Annotated in this window: 16 protein-coding genes; 12 read left to right on the forward strand and 4 right to left on the reverse strand. The window is 57.2% G+C overall.

All coding sequences use genetic code 11. From position 1 onward, the window contains the following. Positions 1-8: 8 nt before the first annotated feature. On the forward strand, positions 9-1,040 hold the full coding sequence (glsA, locus tag ETAA8_RS16150; protein WP_202921872.1) for a glutaminase A: 1,032 nt from the start codon (positions 9-11) through the stop codon (positions 1,038-1,040). A 32-nt stretch (positions 1,041-1,072) separates the two neighbouring features. Here the strand turns inward: glsA and ETAA8_RS16155 are convergent, their stop codons facing one another. After that, a complete protein-coding gene (locus ETAA8_RS16155) occupies positions 1,073-2,644 on the reverse strand; it encodes a serine/threonine-protein kinase (RefSeq protein ID WP_202921873.1) in 1,572 nt (523 codons plus the stop codon). 242 nt (positions 2,645-2,886) lie between these two features. Here ETAA8_RS16155 and ETAA8_RS16160 point away from each other — a divergent pair, with 242 nt between their 5' ends. From ETAA8_RS16160 to ETAA8_RS16170, 3 genes are all read left to right on the forward strand, one after another. After that, on the forward strand, positions 2,887-3,303 hold the full coding sequence (locus tag ETAA8_RS16160; RefSeq protein WP_145090270.1) for a cupin domain-containing protein: 417 nt from the start codon (positions 2,887-2,889) through the stop codon (positions 3,301-3,303). 208 nt (positions 3,304-3,511) lie between these two features. Then, positions 3,512-4,264: an SDR family oxidoreductase gene (locus ETAA8_RS16165; protein ID WP_145090273.1), complete on the forward strand. Its 753-nt coding sequence runs from the start codon at positions 3,512-3,514 to the stop codon at positions 4,262-4,264. A gap of 213 nt (positions 4,265-4,477) precedes the next feature. Further along, on the forward strand, positions 4,478-6,580 hold the full coding sequence (locus ETAA8_RS16170) for an FAD-dependent oxidoreductase (RefSeq protein WP_145090276.1): 2,103 nt from the start codon (positions 4,478-4,480) through the stop codon (positions 6,578-6,580). Between the two features lie 23 nt (positions 6,581-6,603). On the opposite strand, the gene ade is transcribed toward ETAA8_RS16170, so the two are convergent. After that, the gene (gene ade / locus ETAA8_RS16175) at positions 6,604-8,238 is read right to left on the reverse strand and encodes an adenine deaminase (RefSeq protein WP_145090279.1); all 1,635 of its coding nucleotides are present in this window, start codon (positions 8,236-8,238) and stop codon (positions 6,604-6,606) included. A gap of 140 nt (positions 8,239-8,378) precedes the next feature. Here ade and ETAA8_RS16180 point away from each other — a divergent pair, with 140 nt between their 5' ends. Then, positions 8,379-8,984, forward strand: coding sequence for a nucleoside deaminase (locus ETAA8_RS16180; protein WP_145090282.1), 606 nt, complete (start codon positions 8,379-8,381; stop codon positions 8,982-8,984). A 4-nt stretch (positions 8,985-8,988) separates the two neighbouring features. On the opposite strand, the gene xdhB is transcribed toward ETAA8_RS16180, so the two are convergent. After that, positions 8,989-11,382 (reverse strand): xanthine dehydrogenase molybdopterin binding subunit, encoded by a 2,394-nt coding sequence (gene xdhB, locus ETAA8_RS16185; RefSeq protein ID WP_145090285.1) that lies wholly within the window; start codon positions 11,380-11,382, stop codon positions 8,989-8,991. Continuing rightward, a complete protein-coding gene (locus ETAA8_RS16190; protein WP_145090288.1) occupies positions 11,379-12,836 on the reverse strand; it encodes a xanthine dehydrogenase small subunit in 1,458 nt (485 codons plus the stop codon). Before ETAA8_RS16190 ends, xdhB begins: the two co-directional genes overlap by 4 nt. Positions 12,837-12,968: 132 nt before the next feature. Here ETAA8_RS16190 and ETAA8_RS16195 point away from each other — a divergent pair, with 132 nt between their 5' ends. From ETAA8_RS16195 to ETAA8_RS16225, 7 genes are all read left to right on the forward strand, one after another. Further along, positions 12,969-14,246, forward strand: coding sequence for an allantoate amidohydrolase (locus ETAA8_RS16195; RefSeq protein WP_145090291.1), 1,278 nt, complete (start codon positions 12,969-12,971; stop codon positions 14,244-14,246). Positions 14,247-14,262: 16 nt separating this feature from the next. After that, entirely contained in the window at positions 14,263-15,018 is a 756-nt protein-coding gene (gene allE / locus ETAA8_RS16200) for a (S)-ureidoglycine aminohydrolase (protein WP_145090295.1), read from the forward strand. After that, the gene (locus ETAA8_RS16205) at positions 15,015-16,265 is read left to right on the forward strand and encodes a M20 family metallo-hydrolase (protein ID WP_145090297.1); all 1,251 of its coding nucleotides are present in this window, start codon (positions 15,015-15,017) and stop codon (positions 16,263-16,265) included. Before allE ends, ETAA8_RS16205 begins: the two co-directional genes overlap by 4 nt. Before the next feature lie 7 nt (positions 16,266-16,272). Beyond that, positions 16,273-17,133, forward strand: a complete 861-nt coding sequence (pucL, locus tag ETAA8_RS16210; RefSeq protein ID WP_202921874.1) for a factor-independent urate hydroxylase — start codon at positions 16,273-16,275, stop codon at positions 17,131-17,133. After that, positions 17,130-18,998 (forward strand): allantoinase AllB, encoded by a 1,869-nt coding sequence (gene allB, locus ETAA8_RS16215; RefSeq protein WP_202921875.1) that lies wholly within the window; start codon positions 17,130-17,132, stop codon positions 18,996-18,998. The genes pucL and allB overlap by 4 nt, the downstream gene beginning before the upstream one ends. A gap of 24 nt (positions 18,999-19,022) precedes the next feature. Continuing rightward, on the forward strand, positions 19,023-19,373 hold the full coding sequence (gene uraH / locus ETAA8_RS16220) for a hydroxyisourate hydrolase (protein ID WP_145090302.1): 351 nt from the start codon (positions 19,023-19,025) through the stop codon (positions 19,371-19,373). A 158-nt stretch (positions 19,374-19,531) separates the two neighbouring features. Further along, entirely contained in the window at positions 19,532-22,063 is a 2,532-nt protein-coding gene (locus ETAA8_RS16225; RefSeq protein WP_202921876.1) for a DUF4838 domain-containing protein, read from the forward strand. Positions 22,064-22,080: the final 17 nt, after the last annotated feature.

A 22,080-nucleotide genomic window follows, 5' to 3' on the forward strand; every position in this document is an offset into this window, starting at 1 on the left:
CCTGTGTTGTGGCCGCACCTTCTGACGAGCGGGAATTGGACATGCTGCTGGGCCGCATGAAAGCGGCCGCTGCCCCAATTCGGGAAGTCCTCCGCGAAATTCACGCCAAGCACGCGTCGAACAACGCCGGCAAGGTTGCCGACTACATTCCCGAATTGGCCAAGGCCGACCCGCGCTGGTTCGGCATTTCGATCGCCACAACCGATGGCCAGGTGTTTGAGGTCGGCGATTGCAAACAAACCTTCACGATCCAGTCGATCTCCAAAGCGTTCGTCTATGGACTCGCGCTGGAAGATCACGGCCTGGAACATGTAATGTCGAAGGTCGGCGTCGAACCGACCGGCGAAGCGTTCAACGCCATCGTGCTGGATGAAGAATCCAACCGGCCATTCAACCCCATGGTCAACGCGGGCGCGATTGCAACTGCCGACTTGATTAAGGGGAAGGACTATCCCGAGAGAGTCAACCGCCTGCTCGCAATGTTCAGCAAGTTTTGCGGCCGGGAGGTTTATGTCGACAACACGGTCTTCATGTCAGAACGTGTCACGGGACATCGCAACCGGGCGATCGCGCACTTGATGCGCAATTTCGGCATGGTCGGCGAGAAGATGGAAGAATCGCTGGAACTCTATTTTCAGCAGTGCTCGATTCTCGTCACGGGACACGACCTGGCGATCATGGGGGCCACTCTGGCCAACGGCGGCGTGAATCCACTCACCGGTGAGCGGGCCATTCAACAGAAATACGTGAAATATCTGCTGGGCGTGATGCTGTCGTGCGGCATGTACGACTACGCGGGCGAATGGGCCTTCCGTGTCGGCATTCCGTCGAAGAGCGGCGTGGGTGGCGGGATTGTCGGCGTGGTGCCGGGCCAGTTCGGCATCGGCGTGTTTTCTCCTCCGCTCGATGCCAAGGGAAACAGCGTGCGCGGCGTCGCCACCTGTCGCGACCTGGCCGATCGATTCGGGCTGCATTGCCTCGAAACCGGCTTTGAGGGGACGAAGCTGAAGCAGATGATGGCGGCAACTCGCGCGGGGTGAGGGCCAGATCCCTTTCGCGACGCGCCATCTTGCTAACGCCTTCTGAGCCGCTTCAGTGCGATCACGGCGATGGTGCTCATGGCTGTTTGCAAGACGAAGACCATAGCCATCATGGGATAGACGATCCGAAAGCCAGGAATGTCGTCCCAACTGGTCATGCCAGCTGGCACGAAGCCAACAATAAACAGCAGCGACAAGAAAACCATTGCCGCACCTGCAATCAGCGAAACCCAAGCCGCCCACAAGCGCTGCCGCATCAGCATCCAGCCAATAAAGATCATGGGCACATGACCCGTGAACATAAACAGACAGGCTTGCGGTGCCCATGAGTACAAGCTGAAACTGTCTGGACGCTGAACAACGTTGCCAGCCTGAACCATGTACAGCGTCATCACCATGCTGGCGATGACAGCCGCATGTGTGCCAATCACGGTGAGTCCCGCCTCCCGGATTCGCTGCGGCTGCTGACAAACGCGCAGGGCTCGTTGCCAGATTGAAATGGGCTGAGCGCGCACTTCGCTGCCCGCAATAAATCTGCGCAGATCTTCGGCCAGCTCCTCGGCCGATGCGTACCTCTCTTCCGGACGCTTTTCGAGGCAATGCAGACAAATCGTCTCTAAATCGCGCGGCACATCACTTCGTTCCGTGCGCAGGGAAGGGGGCTCGGCATTTCTCACCCGATCCAACACTTCGAGCGGCGCGATTCCTTGAAACGGAGGGTGCCCGCTGAGCAACTCGTACAATATCGTCCCCAACGAATAAACGTCCGCCGCAGGACCGACATTTTCCGGATCGCCCAGTGCCTGTTCAGGTGCCATATAGAGCGGCGTTCCCACCACGCCGCTGGTTCCTGTCGCTTCCAGGTCTTCTTCTGCCAGTCTTGCGAGTCCAAAGTCGACAATTCGCGGTACGAAGCCAAGGGCCGTCGCATCTCCAACAGGCGCTTTCGCAGGAAACAGCAGCACATTGTTCGGTTTGAGATCTCGGTGCAGCACGCCGCGAACGTGGCTGTAATGCATCGCTTCAGCCAGTTGTTGAACAATGCGAGCTGCCGTCTCAAGTGGAACTCGCGTCGACCTGGTCTTGAGCCATTCGCCCAGGCTTGGCCCTTCGCAATAGGCAAAGGCGATGTAGCACACCGAATCTCCCTCACCCAATTCGTGAATTGGAACGATGTTGGGATGGTCCAAATTAGCCGTCGCGCGCCCCTCGCGACGAAAACGCTCGCGCAGGCTCTCGTTAGCCAGCACATGCAAGCGAGGCACCTTTAGTGCGACCTTGCGTCTTAGCAGCGGGTCGCGGGCCAGGTAGACGATTCCAAAGCCCCCGTGACCGAGTTGCCGCTCGATCTCAAAGCGGCCGATGGCAGATGGCAGACTTTCCTTGGACGACGATGGCTTGCTGCGGGGCCACACCTGCTCCAGCCTGCGCAAGCAGTCGGTCAGTTCCTCGGGCAGGAGCGCGTCGCTCCCGTCAGTACTCCCTGTGGCGACAATCTCGATACCCTGCCGCAGCTGTTCGTCATACGCAACCAGCGCATCCACTTCGGCAGTGTTTGGTTCGCCAAGTGCGCTGGATTTCGGTGATTCAGTAGTTGATTTCAACGGGTCTGCGTTTCTCAATATTCTCTGCCAAAGAGTACATCAAACGGGCACAATAACTACGGTCTCATTTAACTCGCAGTCGCCAATAAAGTGAACCCGCCTATTTGTTGAGGGGGGCGGAATTGTTGCGGCCTCCCGCTGAGAAATAAAATATCTGGCACGCGTGTCACAAATGTGACCAACCGGCCGTCCTAACTCTCGAACGCATTACCAAAGGCACAGATTTGCAAAGGAGAGTGCTCATGATTCGGTCACTTCTTACGTTCGCGACTGGGTTGGGGGTGGGAATCGGCGGAGTACTTGCGGTCCATCACGATGGCGAGCACGTCAGAACAATCTCGGAACGCAATATCACTGAAAAACTTGACGGCAAAGATGCCAAGGTGACGGTCGTCGAGGTGACCCTGGAACCAGGCCAGGCTGGGGTTCCCCACCGACACCCAGGTCCAGGATTCGGCTATGTCCTCGAAGGTGAATACGAATTGGGCATCAACGATCAACCGTCGCAGGTGCTCAAGCAGGGTGAGACATTCTACGAGCCGACAGGCTGTTTACACCGAGTGTCGAAGAATCCATCGGTTAAGGGAAAAACTCGCGTGATCGCGGTCGTCCTCCAGCCGCGGGACGCCAAGGAGATTGCCATTCCCGAGGCCAAGTAAGCGAGACATGCGCTGTGCCTCGTAGTCCAACTAACGCTCCATGTCATCTGGTTCACCCACTCGCTTGCGCGGGTGAACTGCAAAACCAACGAACCGCCAGTTCAGCGGCCGCAAGCGGCCCGGTTAACCAGGTTTAGCAACCTGACATCGATCGATAGTTCAGTTACTAGGCAGGAAGATTCAAATTCAAAGAAAGAAGGAGTTGGCCATGAAGATCGTCGTCATCGGTGGTACGGGGCTGATTGGGAAAAAGCTGGTGAGCAACTTGCGCGGGCAAGGCCATGAAGTGGTTGCAGCGTCTCCATCGACGGGTGTCAACGCCGTTACAGGAGAGGGATTACCAGAGGCCTTGCAAAATGCTCAAGTGGTCATCGACGTCGCGAATTCGCCTTCGTTCGACGACAAGCCAGCCATGGAGTTCTTCGAAAAGTCGGGGCGCAACTTGCTTGCGGCAGAAGCTAGCGCCGGCGTGAAACATCACATTGCCCTCTCGGTCGTCGGCACAGACCGCCTGCTGGCAAGCGGGTATTTCCGGGCAAAAATGGCCCAAGAGAACCTGATCAAAGCTGCGGCGATTCCCTACACCATCGTGCGCGCGACTCAGTTCTTTGAATTCGTTAACGCTATCGCCCAATCGGCCACTGAAGGACAAACGGTTCGCTTGTCATCTGCTCAGTTGCAGCCCATTGTTTCGGACGACGTCGCTGCCGCACTCGCTGAGTTTGCGGTCGAAACCCCATTGAATGACACCATCGAAATTGCGGGTCCCGAAAAGATTCCCCTTACCGATCTAGTCCAGAGCTACCTGAACGCAACCTCCGATTCGCGCCAGGTGATTACCGATGCCAAGGCACGTTACTATGGCTTGGAATTGAACGATCAAAGTCTCACTCCTGGCGAAAACCCGCGCCTGGGCTCGACACGGTTCGCTGATTGGCTGAAGAACTCAACCGCTCGATAAGCGAAGCAGCGACGGATTCTTGCCGAACCAACGAATCGCTTGGCGATCGATTCCATGGAGGCCGGCTTACGCGCCTCTGACGGCGCATCGGCCGTTTCGAGGTAACGCTTGCTTCGCTAGTTCTCCTCTGCCTATCGGCCGTTCTTACTACTTCATCCAGTTTGGGCCCGGCAGTGAGTTGGATCGGCCGCAGTAGTTGGCTACAATTAGCCTATGAAACACAACCTCTCTCTCAGCTTTGTTTTTGTCTGGCTCGCTTCACTAACGGCTCTGCAGGCGGCCGAATATGACCTCGTAATTTACGGAGGAACCTCCCCGGGGGTCATAGCGGCGGTGCAGGCCAAAAAGATGGGCAAGTCCATCATTATTGTCGGCCCCGACAAGCATTTGGGCGGCTTATCAAGTGGCGGCCTGGGTTTCACCGATACCGGCAACAAGGGAGTCATTGGCGGGCTGTCGCGCGACTTCTACCATCGCATTTGGAAGGAATACCAAAAGCCAGAATCTTGGAAGTGGCAGAAAGCCACCGAATATGGCAACAAGGGACAAGGTACTCCCGCGATCGATGGCGAGAACCGCACGATGTGGATCTTCGAGCCCAGCATCGCCGAACGCGTCTTCGAGAGTTACGTCAACGAGTTTGAAATTCCGGTCGATCGAGACCAATGGTTAGACCGCGAAAAGGGCGTTAAGAAATCCGGCTCGCGGATCACGAGCATCACCATGCTGTCCGGCAAGACTTACACCGGCAAGATGTTCATCGATGCCACCTACGAAGGTGATCTGTTAGCTGCCGCTGGGGTCGATTACCACGTCGGGCGCGAGGCCAATTCTGTCTACGGCGAGAAATGGAACGGCGTGCAGGTGGGCGTGCTGCACCACCGCCATCACTTCGGCGCGGTCAAAGAAAAGATCAGCCCTTACGTGGTTCCTGGCGATCCGAAGTCGGGCGTCCTTCCTCGCATCAGCACGGCACCGGTGGGCGAGTACGGCACGGGTGACAAACGCGTGCAGGCCTACTGCTATCGTTGGTGCGGGACCGATCACCCGGAAAATCGCGTGCCGTTTCCTAAGCCGGCAGGTTACGACCCTCAGCAATACGAACTGCTCGTCCGCATTTATGAAGCAGGTTGGCGCGAGACCTTCGACAAGTTCGATCCTGTTCCCAATCACAAAACCGATACCAACAATCATGGTCCGTTCAGCACCGACAACATCGGCATGAACTATGACTATCCGGAGGCAAGTTACGAGCGCCGCAAGGAAATTCTGGACGAGCATCGTACCTATCAGCAGGGCTGGCTCTACTTCATTGCCAACGACCCGCGCGTGCCGAAAGAGGTTCAAGAGAAGATGCGCAAGTGGGGTCTGCCCAAGGATGAGTTCAAGGACAATGGCAATTGGCCGCACCAAATCTATGTGCGCGAGGCCAGGCGGATGATCGGCCAGTTTGTCATGACCGAAAACGAACTGACCAAAAAGAAGCCGACTCCCGATTCCGTGGGAATGGGGAGCTACACAATCGATTCGCACAACGTGCAGCGGTACATCACGCCCGAAGGTTATGTGCAGAACGAAGGGGACATTGGCGTCGGCATCAAGCCGTATGAAATCGCTTATGGTTCGCTGGTGCCCAAGAAGGCGCAGTGCGAAAACCTGCTGGTCACGATTTGCGTCAGCAGTTCGCATATCGCTTTCGGCAGCATTCGTATGGAACCGGTCTTCATGATCCTCGGTCAAAGTGCTGCTGCGGCCGCTGCTATGGCGATCGACGGCAATTTAGCCGTTCAAGACGTTCCTTATGCCAAATTGCGCGAGCAACTGCTGAAAGATGGTCAAGTGCTGGAATACGCGGCGCCAGCATCAGCGCCCAAAGCAGGCCAGGAGTTTGTCGATCCGAAGAAACTGGGCGGCTATGTGGTCGATGACGATGATGCCAAACTGGCCGGCGACTGGACCAATAGTTCCGCTGCGACAACATTCGTAGGGAATGGTTATCGTCACGACGACAAAGTGAATGACGGCAAATCCATCGCTCGGTTCGAATTGACGCTGCCGCAGGCAGGCAAATACGAAGTGCGGCTGGCCTATCCGCCCAATGCCAATCGTTCTTCCAAAGTGCAAGTCGAAGTGCAGGGCGGCGGTTCGCCCAAGGTTCTGGAAATCAATCAGCGTAAAGATCCGCCGATCGACGGACGGTTTGTATCGCTGGGTGAGTTTCAATTCGACAAGGATGAGCTATCGGTCGTGATCGTATCGAATGCGGGTTCGGACGGCTACGTCGTGATCGATGCAGTGCAGTGGCTGCCCAAGTAAAGACTTCGGCTTGGTGCGTAATCTTAAACGAACAGTGACGTGAATTCGCCTCGTTGGCAATCGAACAGGCCGAGGTCGCTTAGCTTTAGTTCGGGTATGACGAGCAGCGCCATGAATGACAGAGTCATGAAGGGCGCTCGCAACAACGAGCCCAAGTGCTTCGCCTTGCGATCGAGGCGCGAGTAGTCGTCGGCGACTTTTTCATAGGGGTCCGTCGACATCAGGCCAGCCACCGGGAGGGGCAGCAGATCGCACTCCTCCCCATCAATGACGGCGAGACCACCACCAGCGGACATGATGGAGTTAATCGCCGCGGAGAGTGATTCATCGTCGACTCCCACAGCAACAATATTGTGCGAGTCGTGAGCCACAGACGACGCGATCGCTCCCCGCTGCAAGCCAAAGCCGCGGATGAAGGCAACAGCCGGTGGGGATGAGCGATAGCGATTGACGACGACCAGTTTAAGCAAGTCACGCGTTGGATCGGAAACGGCGCACCCCGCTTCAATGAGCGGCGCTTCGATCAAACTACGTGTGATGAGTTCGCCATCGATTGCTTCGATAACTCGCAGTTGACTAGTGAGTGCTGGTACGGCGTAAGCGCCGGGTTGTCGGATGGTGGGTGCAAAATGATTGATGATCGCCGACTCAACGCTCGGTAAGCAGGGCTGGCCCGCTTCGGCGACCAGGCGACCATTGATAAAGGTTCGCAGCACACGAAAGTTGATGAGGTTATCGAGTTCGATGAAGTCCGCCGGATCACCAACACGTAGCAGACCAACGGGTAACCGATAGTGCTCGACGGGATTCAAACAGGCGCACCGCAGAACCTTGAGCGGGTCATATCCTTTCGCCACCGCGCGGCGAACGAGCTTATCGATGTGCCCGGCGACGAGCGAATCGGGATGCAAGTCATCGGAGCAAAACATGCAACGGTCGCTGTGTGCCGCAAGCAAATCGCACAGAGCTTCAAAATTGCGCGCTGCTGAGCCCTCACGAATCAGAATCTTCACGCCGAGGGCTAATTTCTCGAGCGCTTCCTCGAGCGATACACATTCGTGATCGGTCGAAATGCCTGCCGCAAAGTAAGCCTTGGCATCTGCGCCACGCACTCGCGGCGCGTGGCCATCCACTGGTTTACCCACCTGACGCGCTACGGCAATCTTACTCAGGACATCGGCATCTCCCCGCAGCACGCCGGGATAGTTCATCATTTCGCACAAATAGCCGATGCGGTCGTCGGCAAGCAAACTCGCAATCTCTTCGACGCCGATGCTGGCCCCGGACGTTTCGAACCTGGTTGCCGGCACGCAAGGCGAGGCTCCGAAGCTGATTTTGAGAGGTGTTTGAGCTGCGCTGGCCAGCATATAGCGCACACCTTCCACGCCCAAGACATTGGCAATCTCGTGCGGATCGGAAACCGTCGCCACCGTGCCGTGAATCACTGCCGCGCGGGCGAATTCCGCGGGGACCAGCAACGAACTTTCAACGTGTACGTGGGCATCGACAAAGCCCGGCGTGAGATAAGTGACAGGCTCGTCGTTCGTGGGGTGAATGGCGGCAATGCGACCGTCCGCGACAGTCACTTCGGCCGGAGTAATTCGCTCCTGGAAGACATCGACGACATTGGCAACGAGGCGGAACGGGGCATGGCTCATAAGCTACTCGCGCCGCGGATGAAGCGGGCGCAATTGGCGTTGGTTATCGTTGGGAGTGAAGGTAATAATAGGACTCGCAGCGCCCGCTGCCAAACCCCTCCCAGTTTTGAGTTTGCATTTGCTTCAGCAGGCAGCCGGTTATGGACCAGGTTCAAGTAAGTATCGAGCTTCCCGCCTGGTTAGCGTCGCTCACTGCAGGGCCGGCTCCTCTTCCCGGCTCGTCCGACGCTGAACGCATGCAGTGGGCGATCGAACTCGCCGCGCGAAACGTAGCCGAAGGGACTGGCGGTCCCTTCGCAGCGATTGTGGTCGATGAAACGACGGGACTATATACTGCAGCTGGAGTGAATCTGGTCGTTGCCTCGGGGCTCTCAATCGCGCATGCAGAAGCGATCGCCATCATGCTAGCTCAGCAGCGGGCCGGTAATTTCGACTTAGCTGGCGACCCTCAAAAGCGATACTCGCTCTACGCGACTGGCCAGCCCTGCATTATGTGCTTTGGCATTCTGTGGTGGAGCGGCATCACCAAGCTGGTGTGTGCCGCTCGTGGTGAAGATGTCGAACGGATAACCGGCTTTCGCGAAGGTCCGCTGCAGGAGCATTGGCCGCAACTTCTCTCGGAACGTAGGGACCTACCCATCGAAGTAGTCCGCGATGTGAATCGCGCAGCGGCCTGCGATGTGCTGAGCGCCTACAAAGCTGCTGGACATCTGGTCTATAACCCAGGCTCGACCGTCAGCGAGTGATTCACTAGTTGCTGTGCGGCGAGTTAATCATCACAGCTGCTCTTGGTGCTACGGAGTTGGTAGCAGTTTCAACAGCATCGATCTCGGACTTCGCAACGTTTGCTCGCCGATACAGTTGCCGCAAGATCTCTTCACCGGTCGCGGGCAAACGGAGGTCTTCCGTTTCAACGGCTTGCGACAACGCCTGTTTGACCGCAGTCCAAACGGAGATGGCCAGCATTAGCGGTGGTTCGCCCACAGCCTTGCTGCGGGCCACATTTTCGTCGTTGTCGTTGTTTTCAAACAGATCGCAACGGAGTACCGGCGGCAGATCGGTGATCGCGGGAATTTTGTAGGTGGTGGGCGAATGCGAAAGCAATTCGCCGCGCTCGTTGTACACGAGGCATTCAGCAGTTGCCCAACCCATCCCTTGAATGAAGCCGCCGATGATCTGCCCCCGATCGACGGCCGGATTGATCGACCGGCCGATGTCCATTAACAGGTCAACGCGCGGCACTCGCAGCGAACCGGTGAAGCGATCAATTTCCACTTCGGCAACGGCGGCCCCCATGGTGTAATACAAGAATGGATTGCCGCGACCGGTTTCGCGGTTGTAGTCGACACCCGGAGTCGCATAAAAGCCGCGCGCACCCAGATCGATTCGCTCCAGCCTCGCTTGCAGGCAGAGTTGTCCAAAGGTCAGCTTTGCCGCAGGATTGCGGCGATCAAACACCAAGCCCGCTTCGAAGATGACGCACTCCGGCGATTCAGTAAGACCAAGTTCGACCGAAGCTAACTTCTTCGCCGCCAACTCGGCGAGTCGCCCGCGCAACGTTTCACAGGCTCGCACTGCTGCTGTGCCATTCAAGTCTGTCGACGCAGATGCCGCGGTGGGGGAGGTGTTCGGGTTCTTCTCGGTCGACGTCGGCATCAGCAACACGCGGTCGTAACCAATCCCGAACTCATCAGCCACGAGTTGGCGAATCTTCGTGTTCACCCCCTGCCCCATCTCCGTGGCCCCCGTCGACACTTGAATCGTGCCATCGGTATAGATATTCACGAGGGCGTTTCCCTGGTTGAGAAACTTCGTCGTGAATGAGATGCCGAATTTCATTGGCATGATCGCAATGCCACGCAGTAGGAGAACGTCGCTCTTATTCTGAGCTTCAATCGCCTGGCGTCGCTCACGATACTGCGAAGTGGCCGCCAGCTGCGACATGATCTCCGGCAGATGATTCTTCCGCACGAGTTGGCCGTACGGAGTCGTGTTGCGATCTTCGGTTCCGTACAGATTGTTTAGCTGGACCTCGTAGGGATCCACGTTCAGATCGCGGGCAATCTCGTGAATGATGTTCTCGATCGCGATCATTCCCTGCGGACCACCAAAGCCCCGAAAGGCCGTGTTCGATGGGAAATTGGTGAAACACACCTTCCCCACCATCTCGACATGCGGCAGATAATAGGAGTTGTCGAAATGAAGTAGCGATCGCTCGAGAACTGCGAGCGAAAGGTCAGCCGAAGCGCCGCCGTTGGAAAAGAAGTTGGCTCGGACCCCCTCAATCTTTCCCTGCAAGTCGAAGCCGACTTCCCACTCTACGCGATACTCGTGGCGTTTGCCGGTCGAACACATGTCTTCGTCTTTGGTCAAGACAAGGCGTGCGGTTCGTCCTGTTTTCTGGGCGACGAGTGCCGCCAGAACGGCTGGAAGTACTGCTTGTGTCTCCTTGCCGCCAAAGCCGCCCCCCATCCGTTTGCACAGACAAACGACCTGATGCTGGGCGACGCCTAAAGCTTCGGCAACCACGTGCTGTACTTCAGTGGGGTTCTGCGTCGAGGAATGAACGATCACTTGCCCCTGTTCGCCGGGATAGGCAATCGCTGCTTGCGACTCCAGATAGAACTGCTCTTGCCCGCCGCAGTGAAACACGCCAGCTAGCTTGCGCGGCGCCGCGGCAATTGCAGTCCTTGTGTCTCCGCGGGCAATGCGCCGGCCCGGACCAATAAATCGCTCTAACTTGATCGCGCGTTCGATACTGAGGATAGGTTCTTGCGCTTCGATGTTCAAAATGATCTGCGCGCGAGCCAGCGTAATCGCGTGCGCGGATTCCGCGGCAATCACTGCGACGGGCTGGCCAACGTAAAGCACCTGCTGATCGGCGAGCACAGGCTCATCGCGAAAGTGAGGGCCAAAATAATTGTGCCCGGGAATATCTGCAGCAGTGTAAATCGCCGCTACTCCCGGCACCTGCTTCGCTGCAGAAAGATCGAGCGAGGTGATCTTCCCGCACGCCACGGGGCTATAGACCAGACCAAGGGTCAGGGCATCGCTTGGCAGCGGTAAGTCTTCGAGAAAAGGAGCAGTGCCCGTGACATGCCCTTGTGCTGCGTCATGCTCGATCGATTGGCCGACGTTTTTCATGCTGACTTAGCCGCGGTTCGCGCTCGCTGGTGAAAGAACTTCAGGAAGACGTTGCGAGTCAACTGCCAGCGAAAATCGGCGCTGCCTCGTACATCGCTAATCGGCGAAATCTCTTTGACTGCAATCTCGCCCGCTGCCTGCATTACCGATTCGGTGAACGGTTTATTGCGCAAGTAGCTTTCGGTCTGACGCGCTCGCAGCACGGTTGGTCCCACGGCGCCCAAGGCGATTCGCGCTTCCAAAACTTGGCCATTTACCACTTCCAACAAGATCGCCGCGGTAAACGAGGAAATATCCAGATCTCGCCGTCGAGAAACTTTGTAAAGAGACAGCGACTGTGCGCGCGTCGGTAGCGGAATTTGCACTCCAGTTAACAACTCTCCCGCTTTCAAGTCCGTCTGGCGATAACCGTGATAGAAGTCGTTGATATCGACCGTCCGCACTCCCCGGGGACCGGCGATTTCAACTTGTGCTTCCATGGCGAACAAAAATGGGAGCGAATCGGCAATTGGCGAGCCGTTGACGATATTTCCACCGATGGTGCCAACGTGCCGAATCTGCGGCGAACCGAACACGGATACAATTTCGGCGAACTCTGGTGCATGCTCGTGACAGACCGGCTCTAGATCGACCCACCGCGCGCGAACTCCGCAGCGCAGAACGCTGCGCGACGAGCCGGTGGCGTCTTTGCTGCTGAGCGAGATCTCTTGCAGTCCCTGGAGGCGATTCAGGTCCAGGAAAATGGTAGGTGCAATCACTCGCTTATTGATTTGAACGCCAACATCGGTTCCACCCGCGACAATCTTGGCGGTCGGACTTGTTTCCAGGAATTCAATCGCCGCCTTCAGCTCAGTTGGACTGAACACGCTTCGCGAACCATCTCGAATCGCAACGGGCTCCTGTATAAGGAGTTGCAATTCGGCCGCGAGCGCTTCATTCGGATAACGTTCGGTCAAAGACTTGTGAGCTTGACTCGCGGCATGAGTTCCGGCGGCAAGGATCGAGGTGTAGCCCGTGCAGCGGCAGAGATTACCGGTGAGTCCGCAGCGCCAATCGTCTTCGCTCGGAGCAGGCTGGTTTTCCAGCAGCCCGGTCATTGCGACAACAAAACCGGGCGTGCAGTAGCCACATTGCGAGCCGTGGTGGGTCACCATTGCTTGCTGCACAGCCGACAGCTCGTGGCCGTTGCTCAACCCTTCGACGGTAACGATATGCGCGCCATCCAATTGAAAGAGAAATTGAATGCACGAGTCAATCGCTCGATAAACCAGCTTGCCACTCTCCGGTCGGCCAGCCAGCACGCTGCAAGAACCACAGTCACCCTCAGCGCAGACTACCTTCGTTCCCATTAGGCGAAGGCGGTTTCGCAGATAGTCGCTAAGCGAAGAGAACGCGTCGGCCCCCGCGACTTCGTGTCGCTGGCCGTTCACATAGAGCACCAGGTGCTGACGCATGGCGTGCCTCACGGTAGCCCGCCGCCAGGGAGCCACCGAATGGATTTCGTGGACAATCAGGATCGGCCTTACTATACTCCAGCCGTGCCCAATCACCTACCCGCGTCAGGTCGCGAGGCGTTCTGATTAGCGATGGACAACGCTCATCATGGAACTGACCACGAGTTGCTCGCCCAGCTGGCCCACCAGGCCTTTGCCCGCTGCCAGGAAGCAGCAGCAAATACGGAAATTCCAGGGCAGATCACGCGGACGTTTTGTTCTCCGGCTATTGCTCAACTGCACCAGCAATTGATTGGCTGGATGCAATCGCTGGGCATGACTTGCCGTGTGGATGGTGCGGGCAACCTTTGGGGAAAGCTCGCCTCGCACCCGCGGCCCGACGCCCCGTCTCTCATTATTGGCTCGCATCTCGACACGGTTCCCAATGGCGGTCGCTACGATGGCCTGCTCGGAGTGATCCTAGGTCTCGCACTCGCCGAAGTGGTCGTTCGCCGGCGTGCGACGCTACCGTTTGCGCTCGAAGTTGTCGGCTTTAGTGAAGAGGAAGGAGTACGTTTCGGAACTCCCTTCATTGGCTCACTGGCTGTTGTTGGCCAGTGCGACGACGCCTTGCTGCAGCGTACCGATGCCAACGGTCTTACCGTTCGCTCTGCCCTTCAATTGTTTGGCTGCCATCCCGATGAAATGAACTCCGCAGCCCTGCAGCCGGCTCGAGTCATCGCATATTTGGAACCGCACATCGAGCAAGGGCCCGTGTTGCAGAGCGCGCAACTGCCGCTGGGTGTGGTCACATCGATCGCTGGGCAGACACGTGCTATTGCTGAGTTCTGCGGCGTAGCTGGTCATGCCGGGACTGTTCCGATGCAACTTCGCCGCGACGCACTCGCCGCAGCTGCCGAATGGATCTTAGCAGTGGAACGAATCGGTCAATCAACCGCTGGATTGGTAGCAACCGTGGGGGCCATCGAAGTCAGTCCTGGTGCTGGGAATGTCATTCCCGGCGCGGCCCGAGCCAAACTCGATGTTCGCCATGCGGAAGACTCCATTCGTTCGACAGCTGTTACCCAATTGCGAGAGTTGGGTAATGAAATAGCCGCTCGACGAAATACCAGCTTCGAACTATCGATCGTACACGAGCATCGGGCCGCACCGATGAACGACGCAATTGCAGCCCTGATCGAGCAAAGCCTCGCCGATACTGGCATCGCCCCACTGCGCCTTGTCAGCGGCGCTGGTCACGACGCTGCCGTGATGGCCCGCCGCTTTCCAACCGGTATGCTATTCATACGTTGCCAAGATGGAATCAGTCACCATCCGGACGAAACAGTGACCACAGACGACATCACCGCGGCCCTCTCCACGCTGTGGTTCTTCGTCCAAAGACTGACTAGCCGGCAAGTAAACCCGTGATGAGAAGGACTCCTCGATGGAAGTTTTCGGCGCGACCCGTTCGCGCATCAGACGCAACTACGCTCTGATCACTCCCGATACACACGTCCCATCGCCACTGCTGGGCTGGGAAAGTGCGACTGCGTTTTTCCATATCACGCCCGAACTCGGAGCCCGGTTTACGCAATACACGGCCGTACTTGCACCAGGTGCCAAGAGCGCTCAGCCGCACGAGTCCGTTCAGCGTTTGATCTATGTGCTCGAAGGGGGCGTAGACGTTCATTGCTCGAGTGCGAGCAATGCGACCGCGCTGACTTCTGGCGGCTATGCCTATTTTCCTGCAGGAACTTCGCATTCGATCTCGGCAAGCGCGGCGGCGAAACTGATTGTTTTTGAGAAAGTTTATCGACCACTGAAGGGAACTGCGGCGCCACAAGTCGTCATCGGTCATGCGGCCGATGTCGAAGCGAAAGCGTTTCTCGGCGACCCCGATGCCCGATTGAAGACGCTGCTGCCGATCGAACCAGCCTTTGATCTGGCCGTGAACATTTTCACCTATCAGCCGGGCGCAACGCTTCCGTTTGTCGAAATCCATGTGATGGAACATGGGCTGCAGATGTTGGCCGGTGCGGGTGTCTATCGCTTGGGCGAAGACCACTATCCGGTGACTGCCGGGGACATTATTTGGATGGGATCTCACTGCCCGCAGTGGTTTGTGGCGATGGGCAAGCAGCCTGCCAGCTATATTTATTACAAAGACATTCATCGCGACGGACTTGAGGAGAAGGGATGACGGAGCTTCGGTTAGCGATCAACAGCGAGCGCATCGGCCGCAATCTCGATCGGCTCGCCGAGTTTTCTGACGCACCGTCCCCCGCGGTCACGCGCGTGCTGTTCACACCGACCGACATGCTCGGCCGCCAATTTATCTGCGACTTGATGCAGCAAGTTGGCTTGCAAGTTCGCCTTGATGCTGCGGGCAACATCTTTGGCCGCTGGCTGGGAACTAAGCCTGAATTGCCTCCCGTAGCAACAGGTTCGCACTGCGACGCAATTCCACATTCCGGTCGCTACGACGGTACGGTCGGCGTGATCGGAGCCATCGAAGCGATTGCTGCCTTGCGCGAAAGCGGCTTCCAGCCCCAGCGTTCGCTGGAAGTGATTATGTTCAACGCCGAAGAGCCGACCCGCTATGGCATCGGCTGTTTGGGAAGCCGACTAATGAGTGGTCGCTTAACCCCGCCAGCCGCCGCTGACCTGCGTGACGAGCAGGACGAGACGTTCGAAATCACACGCACTGCTGCTGGTTGCGTGGGATCGCTCGACACGGTTCCGTTGCCGGCCGGTTGCTATCGTGCGTTTGTCGAATTGCACATCGAACAAGGTCCATTGCTCGAGCAGCAAAACTTACCCATTGGCATTGTGACAGCCATTGCAGCGCCAGCGGCGCTACGAGTCACCTTTGTCGGCGAAGGTGGTCACGCAGGTGCGGTTTTGATGCCTCAGCGCAAAGACGCCCTCTTGCCTGCCGCTGAACTTGCACTAGCTGCGGAGCGAGCAGCCCGCGAACTTGGTGGTGCCGATACGGTTGCGACCGTCGGCATTCTGGAAGTTCACCCTGGGGCAATTAATAGCATTCCCAGCCGCTGCGAAATGACGGTTGATGTTCGCGATATCGATCTGGTGCGCCGCGATCAGGTGTTAACTAGCATTCAGCAGCAGGCAGCCAGTGTGGGTAACAGGCGAAATGTTGCGACCACGGTCACGCTCATCAATGCGGATCCGCCGGCCCGCTGCGATGAAACGGTCGTCGCCGCGATTGAAAACGCGACGCGTGCTGCCAATTTGCCGTCGTTAAAAATGATTAGCCGGGCCTATCACGATTCCCTCTTCATGGCCCTCATCGCGCCGACATCGATGATCTTTATCCCCTGCCGCGGCGGCGTCAGTCATCGTCCCGATGAATACGCGTCGCCCGCGGCCATTCAGGCCGGCGTGGAAGTACTCGCGCGGACCCTCGCCCAGTTGTCACAAGAGTGAAGATCCGATGACCGCTCATCTATACAGTCAACGCTATGGTAAGTCGCGAGTCCGCTTGTCGCGAATCACGCGCAATGGTCCGCGACACGAGTTCATCGAACTGACGGCGGCGATTTCGCTCGATGGTGACTTTGCCGCAGCTTTCACAGCCGCAGACAATCATCTGATTGTCGCAACCGACACCATGAAGAACACGGTGTATGCCTTGGCGAACGAGCATGGCGTTCCATCGATCGAAGCATTCGGTCTGCGGCTGGCCGCTCATTTTCTCGAAACCTACGCGCATGTCAGCCAGGTCACTGTTTCGTTGGAAGAGCGGCCCTGGACGCGAATCAATCTGGATGGCGAAGAAGAGGCACATAGTTTTGTGGCGTCTGCCGGTGAGGAATACTGCTGCGAGATTGCTGCGAATCGCCAGGCAACGACGATGCGCTCGGGCCTGCGGGGCTTGCGCGTGTTAAAGACAACGGGATCGGGATTCTCTGGTTTTCTGCGCGATCGGTTGACGACGCTGCCGGAAACGGATGACCGCATCTTCGCCACAGCGATCGAAGCGAGTTGGCCCTGCGCGAACTTGTGTACCGATTGGTTGGCTATTCGACAGTCCATTCGCGCCGAGTTTCTCCGCGTGTTCGCTCGCGAATTCAGTCCATCGGTACAGGCCACGCTGTTTCAGATGGCCGAAGCTGTTTTCGCACGCTGCGTGGAGATCGACGAAATTTCGATCACGATGCCCAATCAACATCACCTGCCGGCGAACTTAACGCCGCTGGGTTTGAAGAATGCCAACGTCACCTTCATCCCAACCGATGAACCGCATGGCCTGATCAGCGCCGTGGTGCGGCGTGGCAGTCAGGAAGCGTCGTGAACCCAGGGCCACGCAGCTTTGCGCTCCGCAGTACCCGGGTGGTGACGCCAAACGGTGTGGGCCCCGCCATCGTCGTCATTGAGTCGGGAAAAATTCAACGAGTGGAATCGATCGACGTCGAATTGGCCACCTTTGTTGTCGATGACCTTGGTGATTTGGTCATTTCGCCTGGCGTGATTGATGCGCATGTTCACATCAACGAACCCGGGACCAATTGGGAGGGCTTCGAGACTGCCACACGTGCCGCAGCAGCTGGTGGCGTGACAACCATCGTCGATATGCCGCTCAACAGCATTCCGGTTACTACGGACGCGATAGCACTGGCCGAGAAGCGAAGCGCAGCTGCTGGCAAGTGCTGGGTGGATGTTGGCTTTTACGGTGGGCTAGTCCCCGGTAACGCTGACCAATTGCCAGCACTGATCGAGGCAGGCGTCCTGGGCATTAAAGCATTTTTGTGTCATTCCGGTCTCGACGAGTTTCCGAATGCTACAGAGCAAGACCTGCGCGCAGCGATGCCACTCTTGGCCCGCGCTGGAGTGCCACTGTTGGTGCATGCGGAGTTGCTGACCTTGTCTTCGCCAGCTGTGACTGATGTTCGCTCATTTTCGCAATTTGTCACTTCCCGCCCTGAACAATGGGAACTGGATGCGATCGAACTGATGATTCGCCTGTGCCGCGAATATCGGTGCCCTGTCCATATTGTTCATTTGGCGACGAGCACAGCACTGCCGATAATAGCAGCGGCCAAGCAAGAACGATTGCCCATCACGGTGGAAACGTGTCCCCACTATCTATTCTTCGACGGCACGAAGATCAGCGATGGCGATACTCGCTTCAAGTGCGCGCCGCCGATCCGCACGGGGGAAGCGACGCTCCTCTTCGGTGGTCTACTGGATGGGACAATCGACACGATCGGCTCGGACCATTCTCCTTGTCCACTGGAAATGAAGTCCATCGACACGGGCAACTTCTCAACCGCCTGGGGCGGAATTGCTTCGGTACAGCTGACCCTTTCGGCGGTGTGGACGTTCCTGGGGAAGCAAGGCTGCCACGATCTATCGCTGCTCAGCCGATGGCTTGCGGTCGCACCTGCCGAACTGGTGGGGCTCGCGCATCGCAAAGGAAAGATTGCTCCTGGCTACGATGCGGATTTAGTCGTCTGGGACCCGGACCCTACTTGGACCATTCAAGGCGATGAACTGTTCCATCGCCACAATGTGACTCCCTACGACGGTTTTACTGTCAGTGGGAAAGTCACCCGAACCTATGTGCGCGGAAATCTCGTCTTCGCCGATGGTGTTCACCGCGAACAGCCAATTGGCCAGATGCTAAGCCGAACACCTACCAAGGTTCTTCGCATCTCCGTCGCTGAGAGAATCAATTCGTGGAGCGAGCAAGCCGCCCGAGAGGCGTTCGAGAACTGCTGCGCTGCACCAGGCTGGATTGAGCAGATGCTCAAACGCTGCCCATTTGCGAGTGATGCGGAAGTCGTTGCCAGTGCCAGCGAAATCTGGTGGTCCCTGCCGCGCGAAGAATGGCTGGCTGCTTTCGCCGCCCATCCGAAGATTGGCGATCTAGAAAGTCTGCAGAAGAAATATCGTAGCACTGCAGGCTGGGCTTCCGGTGAACAAGCGAGCGTTGCGCAAGCCAGAAACGATACCTTGCGCGATCTAGCGCGCTACAATCGTGAGTACGAAGAGCGGTTCGGCCATATCTTCATTGTCTGTGCTACCGGCAAGAGTGCGGACGAAATGTTAGCGCTGCTCGAATCTCGACTTTCGAACGAAGCCAGCACGGAACTCAACATCGCAGCGGCCGAACAACTGAAGATTACGTTACTGCGGCTCGAAAAGCTGGCCGCTTAAGCTCATCAATGAAAACGAAATCCAATGACCGCTAACAGTCCGATCACGACGCACATCCTTGATGTCTCCCGTGGCAAGCCAGCCGCAGGCGTGGCGGTTCGGCTGGAACTGTGGGAAAACACCGGGCAATGGCAGTTGTGCGGAACGGGGACCACGAACGACGACGGCCGCGTTGTGAACTTGCTGGATCGTGCTTCAATGGTCCAAGGTCGCTATCGTTTGACATTCGACACAGGCAACTATTACGCGGAGCTTCAGGCGTCGACGTTTTATCCGCAAGTAACTGTCGAGTTTATCGTGACGGCGACTTCCGAACACTATCACGTCCCGCTGCTGTTGAGTCCCTTTGGTTACTCCACGTATCGTGGCAGCTGATCTCCAATCCAACCGCAACAGTCGTAGTTCAGCACTTGGCAGAAGTTATCTTGCTAGAATTCAGCACTTAGTCACAGGCACCCTCACGAATTCCTCTCCAGTCCGCGCAGGTTACAACCATGAACCATCAGCCTCATAGTTGTTTGCGTCTGAGTTTCATGACATCACTTTCCACGATGTTGGCCTTCTTTCTCGGCGGGCACCTTGCCGCACTCAGCGTGGACGCTGCCGAACCGTCACTTCTCTACGGGAAGCAACTGACGGTGCCGCAAACGATGCGGCCGGAACTAAAGGCAGCGGTCGATGACTTGCGAGTTACGCTCAAGCAGATGACTGGCTCCGATTTCTCGTCATCAGCGGACGGTCCGCCCGCCGGCATCATTTTGATGAAAGCTGACGATCCTCAAGTTCCTTCTGATGCAATAAAGCTGCTGCCGCCCGATAGCCGCGAAGCGTGTGTGTTCTGGCCCGATGGCGAGACAAAGCTTTGGATCATTTCTCGATCGGACAACGGTTTATCGCACGCGGTCTACCTGTATCTGGAGCAGTTAGGTTGCCGCTGGTATTTTCCGGCGGAGCACTGGAAGATTATTCCTCAGCGTAACGACATCCGCATTCGCAAGCCCTTTGCCATTAAGCCAGCCTTCCGATCGCGAGTCTTTGCAGGATCTGGTGGGTTCGGCGGCAATTTGCCCCTCGACCCGAAGCGGCAACTCCAAGCTCGGTGGACTGAGTGGCAGCGGCGAAATCGCTTCGGCGGTGAGTTTCGCGTGGCCGGGCATTCTGGCGAAGCGTTTAACCTGAAGCATCGGAAGGAACTCGAAGCCCATCCCGAATGGCGGGCGATGGTGAATGGCGAGCGTGTCCCTTGGTCGCTGATCTCCAAGTTTTGCGTGGGGAACCAGGATGTCGTCGATCTCTTCGTCAAAGATCGTGTAGACGACTATCGACTGCGGCAAAAACGCGATCCGGCTGATCCTCACTCGTGGGCAGTTTCGGTTGAACCCGCCGATGGTGGCGGGCATTGTACGGCTCCCGAGTCCCTCGCTATTGGCAACACGAGCGATCGGGTGTTTCACGTGGCCAATCAAGTTGCTCGCGCAGTGCGGAAGGAGTTTCCGGACGGAAAGGTGAGCCTCTTCGCCTATCACGAGCATGCTGCGGTGCCGTCGATTCCTCTCGAACCTAATGTCTATGTTCAGGTAATTCCCTACGCATTCCAACGCACGGGACTGACTCCCGATCAACTGCTCGATGCCTGGAGCCAGAAAGTTTCGCGAATGGGAATCTACGACTATTGGTCGATCCCCGACTGGTCGCATGATCTGCCAACCTTCGACCCGCTGGAGTTTGGTCCCGACCGCATGCGGGGCTGGCATCGCCGGGGCGTTGATAGTTTTCTCTGTGAGTCGACGTTTAGTTCGGGCGCGATGGGGCCAGCCTGGTACATCGGTTCGCGGCTATCCTGGCAGCCTGATACAGATGTCGATGCCTTGTTTGAAGAGTTTCTGCGCGACTCCTTTGGTCCGGCAGCGCCGCCGATGCGGCAGATGCTCACTCGCTGGTCGAAGGGATTTCACCTTACTTCCCACGAATTAGGGCTGTCGTTCCGCGACATTCAAGACGCCGCGAAACTTGCCGAACGAGATCCAGCGGGGGCCGCACGCGTGGCCGACTACGGTCGCTATGTCGTCTACCTGCGCTTGTACTTCGAGCATCAGCTCGCCCCGCGAGGTTCGGCAGAGCAGCGTGTAGCTGCCGAACGATTGATGCGTTACATGTGGAGCATCTACGACTCATCCATGATTCATGCCTTTCGCTTGTCACAACTCTTAGCGCGCGACGAGCGATTGGCCGGCAATGTCGAATTGGCTAAGACGTTCGACTGGCAGGATCAGGCTGCTCCGGGCTGGAAGACAGTTCAGCGAACCACGGATGAGCAAATTAAGAAGATGGTTGACGAGGGAGTGGCAGACTTTCAGCCGCAAGACATTGTCGGCCGACGTTTCCAAGGCCCGCTGGTCCGACTCTCGACAACACCGGCTCAGATAAAGCCCGACAGCCCGGAACCGGTGCTATTTTTGAATAACACGTTGGAATTTCAGCTGTTGACGAATAGCAGGGATTTCGTCTTCCGTCCTCGCATTGCCACGGAACTGCCGGTGCAATTCCTGATCACCGCCCCCGATGGAAAACAAGTCACGGCACAGTCCATCGTCACCGGGGCTGAGTGGCGCACCGAATGGTCGACAACGGAAGTCAACTTGCCACTTGCTGGTCTCTATCGTGTGCAGATCATTAGTCAGAAACGGCCGTTTCGGTTTTCCGTGCCTGCGGACACGCCACTGACAATGAGCGGATGGACAAACAGCCAAGGAACGCCGACCCCCAAGTTGTATTTTTTTGTGCCAACCGAAACGACCCGGCTGGCGATCTACACCAATTACATTCCCGCTGGTCCGCCTCGCTTTTTTGACCCTGCCGGCGTCGAAGTAAAGCCAGACCTGATCGACAAGGGACACTTGCTGATTCTTCCTGTCCCCGCAGAGCATCGTGGTAAAGTGTGGTCGCTGGACCGAGCCAAGTCTCCGATTAGTCCGCTAGTCATGCTCAATGCCCCAGCTGCGTTTGCGTTCTCTCCAGAAATGTTGTCAGTTCCACAAGGGGCTCTGCCAAGTCCTAAGCCATGAGCAAAAAGACCGTTTGA

The organism is Anatilimnocola aggregata, assembly GCF_007747655.1.
Taxonomy (GTDB): domain Bacteria; phylum Planctomycetota; class Planctomycetia; order Pirellulales; family Pirellulaceae; genus Anatilimnocola; species Anatilimnocola aggregata.